General features: G+C 69.8%; 11 protein-coding genes. 9 read left to right on the top strand and 2 right to left on the bottom strand.

Annotated elements, in window-relative coordinates; genetic code table 11:
- Window positions 1–24: 24 nt before the first annotated feature.
- Together OV208_RS06270 and OV208_RS06265 are read left to right on the top strand one after the other, a co-directional pair.
- On the top strand, window positions 25–1,635 hold the full coding sequence (locus tag OV208_RS06270; protein WP_267572920.1) for a sigma 54-interacting transcriptional regulator: 1,611 nt from the start codon (window positions 25–27) through the stop codon (window positions 1,633–1,635).
- A 77-nt stretch (window positions 1,636–1,712) separates the two neighbouring features.
- A complete protein-coding gene (locus tag OV208_RS06265; protein WP_267572919.1) occupies window positions 1,713–2,138 on the top strand; it encodes a hypothetical protein in 426 nt (141 codons plus the stop codon).
- Between the two features lie 12 nt (window positions 2,139–2,150).
- Here OV208_RS06265 and OV208_RS06260 read toward each other — a convergent pair whose 3' ends face one another.
- Window positions 2,151–5,747 (bottom strand): serine/threonine-protein kinase, encoded by a 3,597-nt coding sequence (locus OV208_RS06260; RefSeq protein ID WP_267572918.1) that lies wholly within the window; start codon window positions 5,745–5,747, stop codon window positions 2,151–2,153.
- A gap of 265 nt (window positions 5,748–6,012) precedes the next feature.
- Here OV208_RS06260 and OV208_RS06255 point away from each other — a divergent pair, with 265 nt between their 5' ends.
- The 7 genes from OV208_RS06255 (at window position 6,013) to OV208_RS41205 (ending at window position 13,200) form a co-directional block, all read left to right on the top strand.
- Complete coding sequence (locus tag OV208_RS06255; RefSeq protein WP_267572917.1) at window positions 6,013–6,408, top strand: hypothetical protein; 396 nt, start codon at window positions 6,013–6,015, stop codon at window positions 6,406–6,408.
- Window positions 6,409–6,510: 102 nt separating this feature from the next.
- A complete protein-coding gene (locus tag OV208_RS06250; protein ID WP_267572916.1) occupies window positions 6,511–8,127 on the top strand; it encodes a cell division protein FtsK in 1,617 nt (538 codons plus the stop codon).
- Between the two features lie 344 nt (window positions 8,128–8,471).
- Window positions 8,472–9,782 carry a Tox-REase-5 domain-containing protein gene (locus OV208_RS06245; RefSeq protein WP_324291352.1) on the top strand — a complete coding sequence of 437 codons (1,311 nt, stop codon included), beginning with the start codon at window positions 8,472–8,474 and terminating at the stop codon, window positions 9,780–9,782.
- Window positions 9,783–9,794: 12 nt separating this feature from the next.
- Window positions 9,795–10,541 (top strand): immunity 52 family protein, encoded by a 747-nt coding sequence (locus OV208_RS06235; protein WP_267572915.1) that lies wholly within the window; start codon window positions 9,795–9,797, stop codon window positions 10,539–10,541.
- A 146-nt stretch (window positions 10,542–10,687) separates the two neighbouring features.
- Window positions 10,688–10,852: a hypothetical protein gene (locus tag OV208_RS06230; RefSeq protein ID WP_267572914.1), complete on the top strand. Its 165-nt coding sequence runs from the start codon at window positions 10,688–10,690 to the stop codon at window positions 10,850–10,852.
- Between the two features lie 238 nt (window positions 10,853–11,090).
- The gene (locus OV208_RS06225; protein ID WP_267572913.1) at window positions 11,091–12,431 is read left to right on the top strand and encodes a Tox-REase-5 domain-containing protein; all 1,341 of its coding nucleotides are present in this window, start codon (window positions 11,091–11,093) and stop codon (window positions 12,429–12,431) included.
- A complete protein-coding gene (locus OV208_RS41205; RefSeq protein ID WP_324291351.1) occupies window positions 12,397–13,200 on the top strand; it encodes an immunity 52 family protein in 804 nt (267 codons plus the stop codon). The genes OV208_RS06225 and OV208_RS41205 overlap by 35 nt, the downstream gene beginning before the upstream one ends.
- A gap of 3 nt (window positions 13,201–13,203) precedes the next feature.
- On the opposite strand, the gene gor is transcribed toward OV208_RS41205, so the two are convergent.
- Window positions 13,204–14,637, bottom strand: coding sequence for a glutathione-disulfide reductase (gor, locus tag OV208_RS06215; RefSeq protein ID WP_267572911.1), 1,434 nt, complete (start codon window positions 14,635–14,637; stop codon window positions 13,204–13,206).
- Window positions 14,638–14,754: the final 117 nt, after the last annotated feature.

The raw sequence follows: 14,754 nt of genomic DNA, 5'->3' as shown, positions 1-14,754 counted from the left end.
CGGTCATGGTAGAAGTCGTGGCCCATGTCTCACACCGGGCCTCGTGATTCCCTGTCCCCTTCGGGGGTGGCCGAGGTCTCGACGGCCGCCGGAGCGCAGCAGCGGATCCCAGCGTCCTCGGATGAGCTGGTGCCGGCGCTGACCCTCATCTCCCATCCCACCGCCACGCGCGCGGGAGCACGGCTCCTGTTGGACGCCGTCCTCGCGGGCCGCGACGTCGCGCTGTCCCGGAACGGGCCCCCCTTCACCCGGCCGGGAGAACCCTTCGGCCACCCGCTGTCGGATCCCTTCGTCAGCCGTGTTCCCCTCGTGTTCTCTCCGGCGAAGACCGGGATGATCCGCCTGCGCGTCGGCGAGGGCGGTACCCGCGTCACGGTGAACGACCAGCCCGTGACGGACCGCGAGTTCACGCGCGAAGCGCTGGCGGCGGGGGTGCCGCTCGACGTGTCCGGCCGGCTGGTGTTGCTGCTGCATCTGGCCTCGCGCCAGCCGGATGTGCCCGCGGACACGCTGGGCATGCGGGGCGACAGCCAGGGCATCCAGCGGGTGCGCGAACACATCCAGCGCATCGCGGACCTCCAGGTCCCGGTGCTGGTTCGCGGTGAGACGGGCACGGGCAAGGAGCTGGTGGCCCAGGCCATCCACCAGCACGGCCCCCGGCGGGGACGCCCCTTCATCAGCGTGAACCTGGGCGCCATCCCCAGGGAGCTGGCCGCCGCCGAACTCTTCGGCGCGCAGCGGGGCGCCTTCACCGGCGCGACCCGGGACCGGGAAGGCTTCTTCCGCGCGGCGCAGGGCGGCACGCTGTTCCTCGACGAGGTGGGCGAGGCGCCTCCCGAGGTGCAGGTGATGCTGCTGCGGGTGCTGGAGACCGGCGAGCTGTACCCCGTGGGCGGCAACACCCCCATCAAGACGGATGTGCGGCTCATCGCCGCGACCGACTCCAACCTGGAGGAGCACATCCGGGACGGGCGCTTCAAGGCGCCGCTGTTGCACCGCCTGTCGGGCTACGAGATCCGACTGCCGCCCCTGCGCGAGCGCCGCGAGGACCTGGGGGAGCTGTTCCGACACTTCGCCCGGGAGGAGCTGGATGCGATGGGCGAAGTCCACCGGCTGACCCCCGGGGATGCCTACGCCGAGCCCTGGTTGCCGACGTCGCTCGCGCTGCGCCTGCTGCGCTTCGCGTGGCCCGGCAACATCCGGCAGCTGCGCAACATCACCCGACAGTTGATCATCGGGAGTCGGGGGCAGCCCGTCCTTCGACTGGACCCGAGGCTCTCCGAGGAGCTGGAGGCCTCCGTCGTGGCGAGCCCCGTCGCGAATCCACCGGCGGCGGTCGTTCGACGCAAGTCCACCGAGGTCACCGGAGAGGAGCTGCTGGCGGCGCTCCGCCAGCACCAGTGGGACCTCAAGTTGACGGCGGACTGGCTCGGCATCCCGCGCTCCTCCATCTATGACGCCATCGACAAGCACCCGAACATCCGCAGGGCGGGGACGCTGACGGCGGAGGAGATCACCGCCTGCCATCAGGAGTGCGCCGGCGACCTGGACGCGATGGTCCGGCGCCTGGAGGTCTCCCGACGTGCGCTCAACCGGCGCATCAAGGAGCTGGGCCTGAGCGCCCGGGGCTCGTGAAGCCCTGGCAGGCCGCGTGCAAATGAAGCTCGCATCCGCTCGGGGCCCCGGGTCGTCGAGCCACAAGGAGCCGTGCCATGTCGAAGCACCAACTGATCATCTCCAAGTACGTCCACCAGGACCGACCGGTCCGTTCGCTCGGGGGGAAGCTCCTGGCCGCCACCGAACTGGTCTTCAACAGCACCCGGAGCGAGGAGGCGCTGGATGACCCGAGGCTGTGTCTCGTCGTTCCGGGAGACGTGTTGGAGATCGTGGTCGCTTCAGGACTCCCGGAGGGCGCCGGCCTCTGGCTGCTCGAAGCCAACAACGTCGAGAGCGGCGGCCTCAACCTCGACATCGATGTCGAGGTCATGCTCCTGCCGGTGGACACCGTGTTCGCTCCGGGGCCGGGAGAGCAGCGCCGCAAGCTGTGGATCAGCGAGCGGGGGCAGGAGCCGCGAATCCCACCGGATGATGGGACGGGCAACACTGGCTCCATGGTCGCGACCCCTCCTCCCCCCTGAGCGGGCCTCTCCTCACGGGCCCGGGAGGAGGCCTGCCCATTCCCTCCGGAAGCCCGGGTTCGCGGCGAGCGCCCGGGAAAGCTCCTGGGTGGCCTGTCCTCGCCAGGCCTGTCGCTGTTCGGGGGCGGCGGAGGGCAGTGATGCCCGGAGCGCGAGGAGCGCGCCTCGCAGCAGGTGGGCATCGGGCCATCCGGGCCGCGCCGCGACGAGCGGCTCCACCTGCTCCAGCGCTTGTGCCAGGACGGGGCCTGCGTCCTGCTTCGTCCGCTGGGCCCGGGCGGCCCAGCGCCGGAGGAAATGCCCGAAGCCCAGGGTGAAGTCCTGTCGTTCCGGATCCAGTGCGATGCCCTTTCGGAACGCCTGGGCCGCGACCTCGCGGTCCTGGGGGCTGGCCCCGGCGTACAGCGCTCGGGCTCCCAGCGCCTCTCCCAAGAAGTACCAGGCGTCGGCCTGGTTGGGTTTGCGTGCGAGGGCCTGACGCAAGGCCTGCTCCGCGCGCGCGATGCTCGGGCGGGGATCGCGTCCGTGGTCGAGTTCGAACGTGGCCAGCGTGGCGTGGACCATGCCCCGGTTGGCCAGCACCCCCGCGTCCTCCGGGAGCCACTGGAGCGCCTGCTGGAGGGCCTTGTCCGCCGCGTGCACGTTCGGGGTCGGGTCCTCTCCCCGGGCACGCTGGTACAGCGCACGCTGGGCGAAGACCTCTCCCAGGTTGAGGTGGCCGTAACCGCTCTTCGGGGCGACGGCGACGGACCGCTCGCAGGCCTCCTGGGCCCGGTCCAGCGCGGGGCCGGGGTCCACGCCGTGGTCCCAGTCTGTCTGGGCCTGCTGGAGCAGGGTCAGGCACAGTCCGTTGTGGAGCTGGGGGATGCCGGGGCCGAGTTCGAGGCCCTTGCGGTACAGCTCCGCCGAACGCTCCAGCGACTCCGCGGGCTCGCCACCCCGGACGCGGAGCCTCCGGGCCACGAGCGCGTGCGCCAGCCCTCCGTAGAACCAGCTCACCACGTGCCCGGGGTTGAGGGTCCGGGCCTGCTCCAGCGCCGCCACGGCCTGGGAGAGGTCCTGGTCCGCGTCCGGCGCGCGGGGATGGGTGGCGCGGGTGTAGAGCGCGAGGCCCAGGTTGAGCCAGCCCTCCGGCATCCTCCCGTCGCGCTGGACCGTGGCGCGAAAGGCCTCGATGGCCTTGCCATACCGGGGCAGCGGATCCGCGCCCACCTGCTCCTCGTGGTCGCCCCAGGTCTTGTAGACGAGGCCCAGGTTGAAGAGGAAGCCGGCGTCATGGTCCTCGGGGGGAAGGCCCTCGAAGGTCTCGACGGCCTTCTGGAGCTGCTCGCGCGGATCCTGGGCGTGGAGCTGGCGCAGGTGGCCCCAGATCCAATACGCCTGCCCCAGTTCGAGCCGGGCCTTCGACAGCGAAGGAGCGAGCTCCAGCGCGCGCCGCGCCGCGGTCACCGCCTTCCGAGGCAGCGCTTCGTCGTACTCGCCCAGGTTGCCCTGGTACTCGGCGAGCCGGCGGTGGAGGCGGGCCTCCAGCACCCAGGCGTCTGCGTGGTCGGGCCTCGCGGTGAGCGCGCGCGCGACGGCAGCGAGGCCCCGCGTGTAGGGAGGCATGACCGCGCCCTTGCCGTAGACCTCCAGGATGAGCGCGCCGAACTCCAGATCGCCCTGGGCCGTGTGGATGGCGGCCACGCTCTCACCGCTCGCGGCCGCCTCGGCGTAGGCCTTCCGGCCCGCCTCGAAGTCCGCGGTCGCGCCCTCGTGCTCGCCCTGGTTCCAGTGCCGCATGGCGCGCGCCAGGAGGATGTCGCCTCGCAGCTTGAGCGCTTCGTGGAACCAGGCGTAGCCGGGGCCGAGCGTGGCGAGCTGCCCGAGGGCGTCATCCCACCGGCCCTCGTAGAAGGCGAGCAGCGCCGCGACGTACGCGGTGGAGGGGACCTCCGCGCCCTCGCTCTGGCGCAGCCAGGCCAGCGCCGGAGCGCGATATTGATGCTCGACCTCGCGCTGGCGGGCCTCCCGCCGCTGGGGATCGCGGATGCGCTCGGCCTCCAGCAACCGGGCCTGGTATTCGTGGCCCGTCACCAACGCCAGCGCGTAGGCCACCCGGGGTTCGCGGAAGCCCTTCGCCCAGGCGGACTCCAGGGACGCGCGGGCCCGGGCCTCGTCTCCGAGCGCGAGGTGGCCGCGCCCCAGCGCGTAGTGGCCCGGTCCCACGGCCTGCTCCCCGGCCTGTTGAATCTCTCCTTCGAGCGCCGCCATGCGCGCGCGGAGGGCGCGTTGATCCGCGCGGGTGTCATGCAGTGGCGCCAGGTCCGAGTAGCGCGCCAGCGCCTCGATGCGCTCCACGGACTCGGTGAACCGCCGGGCCAGCCGCTCGCGCAGGGTGGCTTCGCGGCGGGTCAGTCCCACCTGGCCCAGGGCCAGCAGCACCAGCAGGACGGCGGCGAAGCTCACCGACGCCACGAGCCGGTGCCGACGCAGCTTCCTGCGCAGTCGATACCAGGGCCCGTGCGCGCGGGCCTGGACCGGTTCGCCCGCGAGGAAGCGTCCCAGCTCCTCCGCCACGGCCCTCGCGGAGTCGTACCGGTCGGAGCGCTCCTTCTCCAGACACTTGAGCGCGATGGCTTCCAGGTCCGCGGGGATGTTGGAGTCCACCGCGCGCGGGGGGCGTGGCTCCGTGCTGGCGATGTTGTTGAGCACCTCCAGGCCGTTGCCGCCGGGGATGGGCGGCTGGCCCGTCAAGACGCTGTAGAGGGTGGCGCCCAGGCTGTAGACGTCCGAGCGGCGGTCCAGGCGGGTGACCTCGCCGCGCGCCTGCTCCGGCGACATGTAGTGGGGCGTGCCCAGCACCGCGCCGGTGGCGGTGGCGCCCTCCTTCCAGTCGCGCGCCAGCCCGAAGTCCATCACGTAGGGGCGCAGGGTCCCGTCCTCCGCGCGCTCCACCATGATGTTGGAGGGCTTGAGGTCCCGGTGGATGAGGCCCACGCGGTGCGCCTCATGCACGCCCTCGCAGGCCGCCTGGAGCACCAGCGCCTTCTGCTCGACGGTGAGTTCGTGGGCGAGCGCGCCCAGCGGCTGTCCGTCGATGAAGCGCATGGCGATGTAGAAGCGCCCCTGGACCTCGCCCACCTCGTACACCGGGCACACGCGCTCGTGGTTCACCCGCGCTTGGGCCCGGGCCTCGGAGAGGAAGCGCTGCGTGAGCTCCGGGGCCTCCCCGCGAACGAACTTCAGGGCCACGTTCCGGTTCAGCCGGGGATCCCGAGCGAGGAAGACGCGCCCCATGCCCCCTTCGCCGAGGAAGCGCACGGCCTGATAGCGCTCCCAGTCCGGGACCGGGAAGGGCGGAGGTTCGGAGGAGGGCGGGGGCGGGGGCTCCACGGTGGCGGTCGCGTCGGGCAGCGCGTCGGAAGGCGACCCGGGTGAGGCGGCACCCCGGGCCAGCGCCAGCATCGACATGAGCGAGTCCTCCGAGAGGCGGCCCCGCTCCCGGAGCAGGGCCAGGGGCCCGCGTGCCTGGCGTCGGGCTTCCTCCCGCAGCTCCGGTGTTTCCTCCTCGGAGAGCAGGCCCTCCGCGAGGGCGACCCGCAGCTCGGCCTCGAAATCCTGACGCATCGGGCAAAGCCCCCAGGCAAGGCGCCCATCGTACCCGCAACCATCCTGGGACCGCTGTTCCCGTCCGGGAGCCCACGGCATGTCGGCGACATGTCGCCGGGGGCCGTCGCTCCCGGAACGGGGGGCGTCGCCGGGCGCACCTCCTTGGAGGACCCCTCCAGCCGAGGTGCGCCGGGCGGTGGCGCGCCCCGTGCAATGTCAGACATTCGCGCAACACAGCGCATTGAACCGCTCAATCCCTCGCATCCCGCTGGAGACACGCACCATGAAGCAGCTCCTCACCTTCGCCGCCCTCGCGCTTTCGCTCACCGCCACCCAGGCTTCGGCCCTTGAGCTGGAGAACGTGCGCACCATCCTTCCCCGGTCGGTGGCCGCCCAGTTTTGCCCCGGCGGCTCCCAGCCTGCCTATGTGCCCATGGCCTATCAGGGCATGACCGGAAACGAGATCTGCGCCGCGAACCAGAACGGCCCCAAGTCCTGCGTCGCCGCGAAGTTCATGGCCATCAAGGTGGACAACACCTACTCGATCTGGACGCCGGCCGACGTGAGCTGCTCCACGCCGGTCGTCGGTGCCTGGCCGTGGGGCCGCATGCAGTTGAAGCCGGACGTCCTCGAATCGCAGTGGGCCCACCCCGACCTGCACATCATCTGCTGCCAGTAGCCCCGGATGACGCTGGGGGGAATCTGTCGGTCTATCCTGATACATTCTGGAATCCTCGAATCGGTATCGAGTGCCATCCCCGAGCCCCGACAGGGAGACGTCATGCGCCCCTCACCGTTGCCCGCTGTCTACTCTCACGTGGTGGGCCTGATGGCCTGGGGCGTCCTCGCGTTCAATGCGAGCTGCGCGCCCCTGCCAGAGCCCGAGCCGGAGGACCTGGGCAGCTCCGTCGCCCCGGTCACCGGCGGCACCCTCCTCTTCGTGGGCAACAGCTTCACGCACGGCAACGAGGAGCCGGCGTATTCGTACAACAAGGCCGCGGTCACCGACACGAATGGCTCCGGCGTGGGCGGCATCCCGGGCATCTTCAAGAAGCTGACGACGCAGGCGGGCCTGTCGTTCAACGTCAGCCTGGAGACGGCCAGTGGGCAGGGCCTGGGTTGGCATTACGCGAACCGGCCCGCGATCATCGGGCAGGCCACCTGGAACACCGTCGTGTTGCAGGAGCAGAGCACGGCGCCGCTGCCCACGGCGCGGGGTGGTTCACCCACGACGTTCACGGATGGCGCGCGCAACCTGCGCTCGCTGGTGCTCTCCAAGAACCCCGCCGCGAACCTGTTCCTGTACGAGACCTGGGCGTCGCCTGCCTCCGTCGGTTCGCAGGGCTACCCGGCGGGTGCTCCGGGGCTGCAAGCGATGCAGACCGACCTGCGCGACTCCTACTTCAAGGCTTCGCGGGAGCTTGGCTTCACGGGTGTGGCCCGCGTGGGCGATGGCTACCTGCGTGCGGTCGACCAGAACCTGGCGGACCCGAATCCCGCCGATGGCATCTCCGCGGGCATGTTCAACTTGTGGAGCGCTTCGGACAGCCGCCATTCGAGCAAGTACGGCAGCTACCTGTCGGCGGCGGTGCTGTTCGCGAAGATCACCCAGGTGGATCCTCGAGGGCTCGCGACGGGCACGGGCAGCGCGGCGGCCGACCTGGGCATCAGCGCGACCGAGGCTGGCAACATCCACCGCATCGCCTATGAAATCGCGGCGCTGCACGACCCGGTGGTCACGGTCCGCACGCGCCTGCCGGTCACGAGCGCGACCTTCACGGGCGCGGTGACGGCGGGGACTCCGGTCCAGCTCACCGGCGGTGCGCAGCTGGCCTCGCTCACCACGGCGGAGGGTACCTTCACGAACCTGGTGGGCGCGACGGCAAGTAGCGTCACGGGCACGAATACGCCCAGTTCGTTGGGGACGGTGCCCGCCAACGCCAACGCGGCGGCTTCGGGGCTCGGTGCGCACGACGGCGCGAACAACGTGGGTACGGGCAACTTCCAGTTCGGGGCGGGCTTCAGCGCCAGGACGCGCTTCTTCATCGTGGAGAGCACGCTGGCCTCCGCTGCGGTGGGCGACCCTACGACCGTCACGCTGATCAACGCGGCCAATCAGGCGGTGGGCACATATTCGCTGTCTCTGGGGGAGAGCGACTTCACCGCCACGGCCGCGGGCAACACGTCCGCCTCGCTGGCGACGCTCAACTACACGGGCGGCGTGGCGAGTGTCACCGGGACCCCAGCGGGTTCGGTGAAGTCGAAGCTGGGCGCGGTGTCGTTCTCCCTGGCGGACCTGGGGGTGACGGACGTCACGAGTGTCAGTGCTGCGACGGGTCTGCGGATCTCCAGCTCCACGTTGGATCCGAACGTCGTCGGCCTCTACACCGTGCCTTGAGCGCGGACCTCCACAGCGCGCGGGAGCGCCATGGTGAGGGGTGACGCTCCTGTGCGTCGGTGGACCGTACGCATGGATGCCCTGCTGTTGTGCCTGGGGATGGTTCTCACCGGCTGCGCGTCGCTGCCACCTGCGCCTGGCAGGAGCCTGAGCCATGCGGCCCGTGATGCGACTGCCCTGTTCTCGCGACAGCGCCCGGGGTTGAGGCTCCGCGCGCGTCGGTCTCTCCGCCACGGTTCGTCACGGACCCCGTGGCGTCGGCACGGCTGCATCGTCGTGGGGAGATGACGAGCGGGAGTCCCGTTCGCACAGCGGTGGCTCCTCGCGGCGGCCCGAGCCCCGGCGTGCAGGCGGATGCCTGGGAGAAGTTGCTGACGGCGGCGGGGCTGGAGGAGCGGGATGAGCGGCCGCTGCCGGGAGGCGCGCTCACGCCCACGCAGGCGGCACGGCTCCTGTCGGTGTTGCTGGGCAAGCCGGTGACGCTCGGGACGTTTCCCGCGCGCATGGCGGTGGGCCACCTGTTGCGCGAAGTGCTGGAGCAGGGCGAGGTGTCCCGGGACACGCTGCTGGGCCGGGTGGAGCGCTTCCGCCGGGTGGCGGTGCTGCGGCCGGATGGCCATCTGGCCTGGGTGTGGACGGGGCGCACGCAGCAGAAGGCCGGCGCCATGAAGTGGAAGGACGGCACGTTCCGGGCGGGCCCGTTCGAGCTGGGTTGCTTCTACGTGAGCAACGGCTTCGTCATCGAGTTGGCGGACGAGCAGTTGGCGCCCGTACACGGCCCGGTGTTCGTCGAGGTGTACGACGACGCGGACGTCATCAGCCGCACGTTGGATGGAGCCGAGGCGGCGGTCGTGAAGCTGGCGCTCGCGCTGGGCCAGTTGCTCACCTCTCCGAGGGACAGCCTGTCCGCGTTGAAGGACCTGCCCGCGGGAGTGGTCGCGCTCATCGCGTCCTCGCCCGAGTACTTCGAGCGCTTCCGGTACATGACGCGCGGCGAGCAGGTGCAGGCCGTGGCGGAGCTGACGACGAGCCTGCTGGTGACGAAGGGCACCGCGAGCTCCGCGACGCGCACGGTGACAGGCGCGCTGGTGGGGATGGAAGCCATGGTGCCGGTGCTGTCGCTGTCCGCGCAGGGTGCGCTCACCATCGAGCGCGTGGCTGTGCCCGTAGGGCGGGCTGCAGCCGTGGTGGGGGGCGGGCCTGGGGCGGCCATCCTGCTTCAGCGGGCCAACGCGGCGACTCCGCCGGCTGGGCCCGGGCAGTGGGGGACAGCAGAGGAGTCGATGTCCGCGCGAGCCCGGCGATACCAGGAGCAGATTTCGGGGCACTCGGCGGATGAGGCCTACTGGGTCGGCGGTACGAGCACGAAGGCTGGGGGTGTGAAGTTCGATGGGTTCAGGGATGACGTGCTACTGGAGGCGAAGGGGCCCGGCTACGCGAAGTTCTTCGAAGGACTGAAGCCCAAGGAATGGTTCCGCCACTCAGGGGCTGTGGGCCTCGTTGAACAAGCTCGGCGGCAGACTCAGAAGGTCATGGGGACAGGGATACGGATTGAGTGGCATGTGGCTGAAGCGAATGCCGTGAATCCAATCCGCCGGCTTTTGATTGGGGCGGACGTTGGAGGCATCAAGGTTGTCCACACCCCGGCACATTGAGAGGAAGGCATCGTGGCTGAGCAGCCTGAATCAGAGGATTACTACGTGGGTGCCTACTGGGGGCCTCGTAAGGAGGCCCCCGAAGACTGCGCGCGTCGCACCGCTGAATTGCTCACGCTCTTGGCCTCATGTGATCCGCTCCTTGCCCATTGGTACAAGCCCGCCCGAACACGCGAGGAAGCCCGGAAGCACCCTTTGATGCCACCGGATCTGGCCACGCTCACCGAGTCGTTCCGGCGTGGCGTCAACCGCGAGAAAGGGGGGCCTGCCATCGAGCAACTCGGGTTCACGTTCTGGTTCGGAAACGGAGGCGCCAGGGGGGAAGACGTCGATCTGCGCATCACCTGTGGTGACCATGGGGGTGCCACCCCCAACTCTTGCGTGATGACTCTCCCGAAACGTGGAGCGAACGCGGACAGGCTCCTGACCGCGCCAGTGCTGGCGGGCGTGGTGCGAAGCATGGCATTGGCCTGGGACGCTGACTGGTGCGCCGTCACGTCATGGGACCACCGCGAACTTCTCTCGGAGGAAGGCAGAGCTGGAACGTTCGCGGGATGGGTCACTTACCTGTCGCGGCGTCGTGGCGAGGTGCCGCCACTTCCCGCCCCGATGCGGATCTCGCCGGTCGAGGACAAGGGCACGTTGATCATCCTCACCCCGGAGCGCTTCACGGTGGCCAACCCGGAGCACGTGGCGCTGGCGCAGCGCGGGCGCGAGCTGCTGGCAAGGGCCAGACTCATGCAGCCTGTCACGCCCTGATCGTCAGGCAGGCCGTGAGCTTGCCCGGGTTTCGTGGCTCTCCCTCGAAGCTGCCCGGAGACGCTCAGGCATCGGCTCCCTGGGCTCGGCAGTTCTTCGGCCCGGACTACGAAATGGTAGGCTTCCAAGCAGCGGGCCTGGAGGGGATGTCGCTGGCCAACACAGCCTTTCCGGATGGGTACTCCGTCCTGGGAGAGGAGAGGACTGGCTGCGATGCCGTGGGCTACGGCGGGCTGCTGTGCCACCTGTTGCTGACGCTGCGACCGGGAGCCTTCGCTTCGATGGGCCTGGGGGTGGACATTGCGCGTTGAGGCCCTGTGGTTGTTCATGGCGATGGCCGTCACCGGTTGCGCGGGTCTGACGCCTGCGTCCAACCAAGGGCGGAGTCTGAGCTACACGCCTCACGATTCGGCGCCGCCGAGCGATGCGTCCGCTCAGGTATCCGCCTCCTCGTCACGGTTTGTCGCAGGCTCCGAAGAACCGCGACTGTTGCATCGTCGCAAAGGTGCCCGAGAAGTGGCGACGGGCGCGAGTCCCGTCAGCACGAGGGTGGCACTTTCCGGCGTCGCGAACCCCGACACGCAGGCGGATGCCTGGGAGAAGTTGCTGACGGCGGCGGGGCTGGAGGAACGGGATGAACGGCCGCTGCCGGGAGGCGCGCTCACGCCCACGCAGGCGGCACGGCTCCTGTCGGTGTTGCTGGGCAAGCCGGTGACGCTTGGCACCTTCCCCGCGCGCATGGCCGTGGGCCACCTGTTGCGCGAAGTGCTGGAGGGTGGCGAGGTGTCCCGGGACACGCTGCTGGGCCGGGTGGAGCGCTTCCGCCGGGTGGCGGTGTTGCGGCCGGACGGCCACCTGGCCTGGGTGTGGACGGGGCGCACGCAGCAGAAGGCCGGCGCCATGAAGTGGAAGGACGGCACGTTCCGGGCGGGCCCGTTCGAGCTGGGCCGCTTCTACGTGAGCAACGGCTTCGTCATCGAGTTGGCGGACGAGCAGTTGGCGCCCGTACACGGCCCGGTGTTCGTCGAGGTGTACGACGACGCGGACCTCATCAGTCGCACGTTGGATGGAGCCGAGGCGGCGGTCGTGAAGCTGGCGCTCGCGCTGGGCCAGTTGCTCACCTCTCCGAGGGACAGCATCGCCGCGTTGAAGGACCTGCCCGCGGGAGTGGTCGCGCTCATCGCGTCCTCGCCCGAGTACTTCGAGCGCTTCCGGTACATGACGCGCGGCGAGCAGGTGCAGGCCGTGGCGGAGCTGACGACGAGCCTGCTGGTGACGAAGGGCACCGCGAGTTCCGCGACGCGCACGGTGACCGGCGCGCTGGTGGGGATGGAAGCGACAGCGCCGGTGCTGTCGCTGTCCGCGCAGGGGGCGCTCACCATCGAGCGCGTGGCTGTGCCCGTAGGGCGGGCTGCATCCGTGCTGGGGGGCGGGCCTGGGGCGGCCATCCTGCTTCAGCGGGCCAACGCGGCGACTCCGCCGGCTGGGCCCGGGCAGTGGGGGCCCGCAGAGGAGTCGATGTCCGCGCGAGCCCGGCGATACCAGGAGCAGATTTCGGGGCACTCGGCGGATGAGGCCTACTGGGTCGGCGGCGTGGGCAAGAACAGTGGCGGCGTGAAGTTCGACGGGTTCAAGGAGGAGGTGCTGCTGGAGGCCAAGGGACCGGGGTATGCCAGATTCTTCGAGGAACTGGACCCGAAGGAGTGGTTCCGTCATTCAGGAGCCAAAGCCCTGGAGGAGCAAGCCAGGAGGCAGAGCGAGAAGGTCAGGAGCATGGGCATTCCCATCCAATGGCATGTGGCGGAGCAGCAGGCTGCGGAGGCCATCCGGACGCTGTTGATGCGCAGTCGAATCAATGGAATTGAAGTCGTCTACACCCCGGCGCGTTGAGGGAGACATCGTGACTGCGAAGCCAGAGCCCAGGACCTACCCTGAGACCTACTACGCAGGCGCCTACTGGGGCCCTCGCAGGGAAACCGCCGAGGAATGCGCCAGGCGCACGGCGGACTTCCTGAATCTCCTGGCCTCATGCGATCCGTTCCTGGCCGATTGGTACAAACCTGTCCGGTCACTCAAGGATGCGCGCAAACACCCCTTGATGCCGCCCGAAGTCCACGTCCTTGCGGAGTTGTTCCGGCGGGGCGTCAACCGGGAGCGAGGGGGGCCCGTCATCGAACGACTTGGCTATAGCTTCTGGTTCGGCAATGGGGGCACGAGTGGGGACAGCGTGGATCTGCGCATCACCTGTGGGGATTACAGCGGCGCCAACCCGAACTCCTGCGTGATGCCCCTCCCCAGAAAAGGACACAACGTGGCACGGATCATCACGGTTCCTGTGTTGACCGGCGTGTTGCGCAGCATGGTTCATTCATGGGAGCCAGATTGGGCGTTTGCAACGTCGGATGCCTATGAGGCCATGCACCACGAAGCTGATGCTTCGCTCTTCTCCCTAGGCTGGCTCACCTACCTCTCCCATCAACGAGGCACCGTGCCCCCGCTTCCTGCCCCCGTGCGTATCGAGCCCGTGGAGGACAGAGGGACGTTGATCATCCTGACCCCCGAGCGCTTCACGGTGGCAAACCCCGAGCACATCGCACTGGCGCGCCGCGTGCGCGAGCTGCTGGCTGGAGCGGGCCTCCTGAAGCCCGCTTCGCCCTGACGGTCAGGCAGGCCCGCGCCCCTTGTCCGGAGGCGCCACGATTTCGCGGCCCAGCTCCAGCAACGTGGCGCTCTCCGACGGGTCGGGCCGCTTGTCCCGCATCGTGACGAACTCCTCCGCCGCCGTGGGGTGGATGCCCACCGTGGCGTCGAGCTGCTTCTTCGTCACGCCGCACTTCAGCGCCACCGCGAGCCCCTGGATGATCTCCGGTGCGTCCGCGCCCACCATGTGGAAGCCCAGCACGCGTTCGGTGCCTCGCTCCACCACGACCTTCATCATCGTGCGCTCGTCGCGGCCCGTCAGCGTGTGCTTCATGGGCCGGAAGCTGGAGACGTAGACATCCACCCGGCCGTGCCGCTCGATGGCCTCCCGCTCCGTGAGCCCCACCGTGGCCACCGGCGGCTGGCTGAACACCGCAGACGGGACGTTCTCGTGGTCCATCGTCACCGGGTTGTTCCGGTACAGCGTCTCCACCATCGCTCGCCCCTCCGCGATGGCCACCGGCGTGAGGTTGATGCGGTCCGTGACGTCGCCCACCGCGTAGATGCTCTCCACCGACGAACGTGACTGAGCGTCCACCACCACCGCTCCGCGCGCGTCCAGCTTCACGCCGGCCTCCTCCAGCCCCAGCCCCTGCGTGTTGGCCACGCGCCCGGTGGAGTACAGCACCGCGTCCACCTCCAACGTGTCCCCCATGCGCGTCATCAGGCTGAGCGTGCCGTCCTCGCGCTTCTCGATGTCCTCGACGAAGGTCTCCGGCTTGATGTCCACGCCCTTCTTGCGCATCTCCTCCGTCAGCGCCGCGCGCACGTCGTTGTCGAAGCCGCGCAACACCGTGTCGCCGCGAATCAACATCGTCACCTTCACGCCCAGCGCCGTGAAGATGCCCGCGAACTCCACGCCGATGTAGCCGCCCCCCACCACCGCCACCCGCCGGGGCAGCTCCGGCAGCTCCAACGCCTGCTCCGACGTGAGCGCGTGCTCGATGCCCGGCACCTGCGGCAGGAAGGGCCGCCCGCCCGTCGCGATGAGGATGCGCTCCGCCGTGTAGCGCCGGCCCGCGACCTCCACCGTGTGCGCGTCCACCACCCGGCCCCGGCCCTCCACCAGCGTCACGCCCGAGTCGCGCAACAGCCGCCCGTAGATGCCCGTCAGGCGATCCAACTCCTTCGCCTTCTTCTCCTGGAGCCGCTTCCACTCCAGCGCGGGCCCGTTCACCGTCCAGCCGTAGCCCGCCGCGTCCTCCATGTCGTAGCGGTAGTGCGCCGCGTACACGAGCAGCTTCTTGGGCACACACCCGCGCAGCACGCACGTGCCACCCACACGGCCTTCCTCGCAGATGGCCACCCGCGCCCCGGACGTCCCCGCGCGCCGGCTGGCCGCCACGCCGCCAGAGCCCGCGCCCACCGTGAACAAATCGAAGTCGTAGCCCGCCATCGCCGTCCTCCTTCATGTTTCAAGGCGTGTTTCAAAAGGGGTGCCCTGCGCCCGCACAGGGAAGGAGCCAGCCGGGCCCTGCCCGCCGGTCCGCCCACCAGGGTCCGAAGCGCCTCC

It is taken from the genome of Corallococcus sp. bb12-1, from assembly GCF_026626765.1.
In the GTDB taxonomy this organism is placed as follows: Bacteria; Myxococcota; Myxococcia; order Myxococcales; family Myxococcaceae; genus Corallococcus; species Corallococcus terminator.
The sequence above is the reverse complement of the archived record's forward strand: the minus strand, read 5'-3'. Positions and strand labels throughout refer to the sequence as shown.

Excerpts from the sequence above, each read along its gene's own strand:
- OV208_RS06270 (WP_267572920.1), top strand. The coding sequence starts at position 25 with ATGTCTCACACCGGGCCTCGTGATTCCCTGTCCCCTTCGGGGGTGGCC.
- OV208_RS06265 (WP_267572919.1), top strand. The coding sequence starts at position 1,713 with ATGTCGAAGCACCAACTGATCATCTCCAAGTACGTCCACCAGGACCGA.
- OV208_RS06260 (WP_267572918.1), bottom strand. The coding sequence starts at position 5,747 with ATGCGTCAGGATTTCGAGGCCGAGCTGCGGGTCGCCCTCGCGGAGGGC.
- OV208_RS06255 (WP_267572917.1), top strand. The coding sequence starts at position 6,013 with ATGAAGCAGCTCCTCACCTTCGCCGCCCTCGCGCTTTCGCTCACCGCC.
- OV208_RS06250 (WP_267572916.1), top strand. The coding sequence starts at position 6,511 with ATGCGCCCCTCACCGTTGCCCGCTGTCTACTCTCACGTGGTGGGCCTG.
- OV208_RS06230 (WP_267572914.1), top strand. The coding sequence starts at position 10,688 with ATGTCGCTGGCCAACACAGCCTTTCCGGATGGGTACTCCGTCCTGGGA.
- OV208_RS41205 (WP_324291351.1), top strand. The coding sequence starts at position 12,397 with ATGGAATTGAAGTCGTCTACACCCCGGCGCGTTGAGGGAGACATCGTG.
- gor (WP_267572911.1), bottom strand. The coding sequence starts at position 14,637 with ATGGCGGGCTACGACTTCGATTTGTTCACGGTGGGCGCGGGCTCTGGC.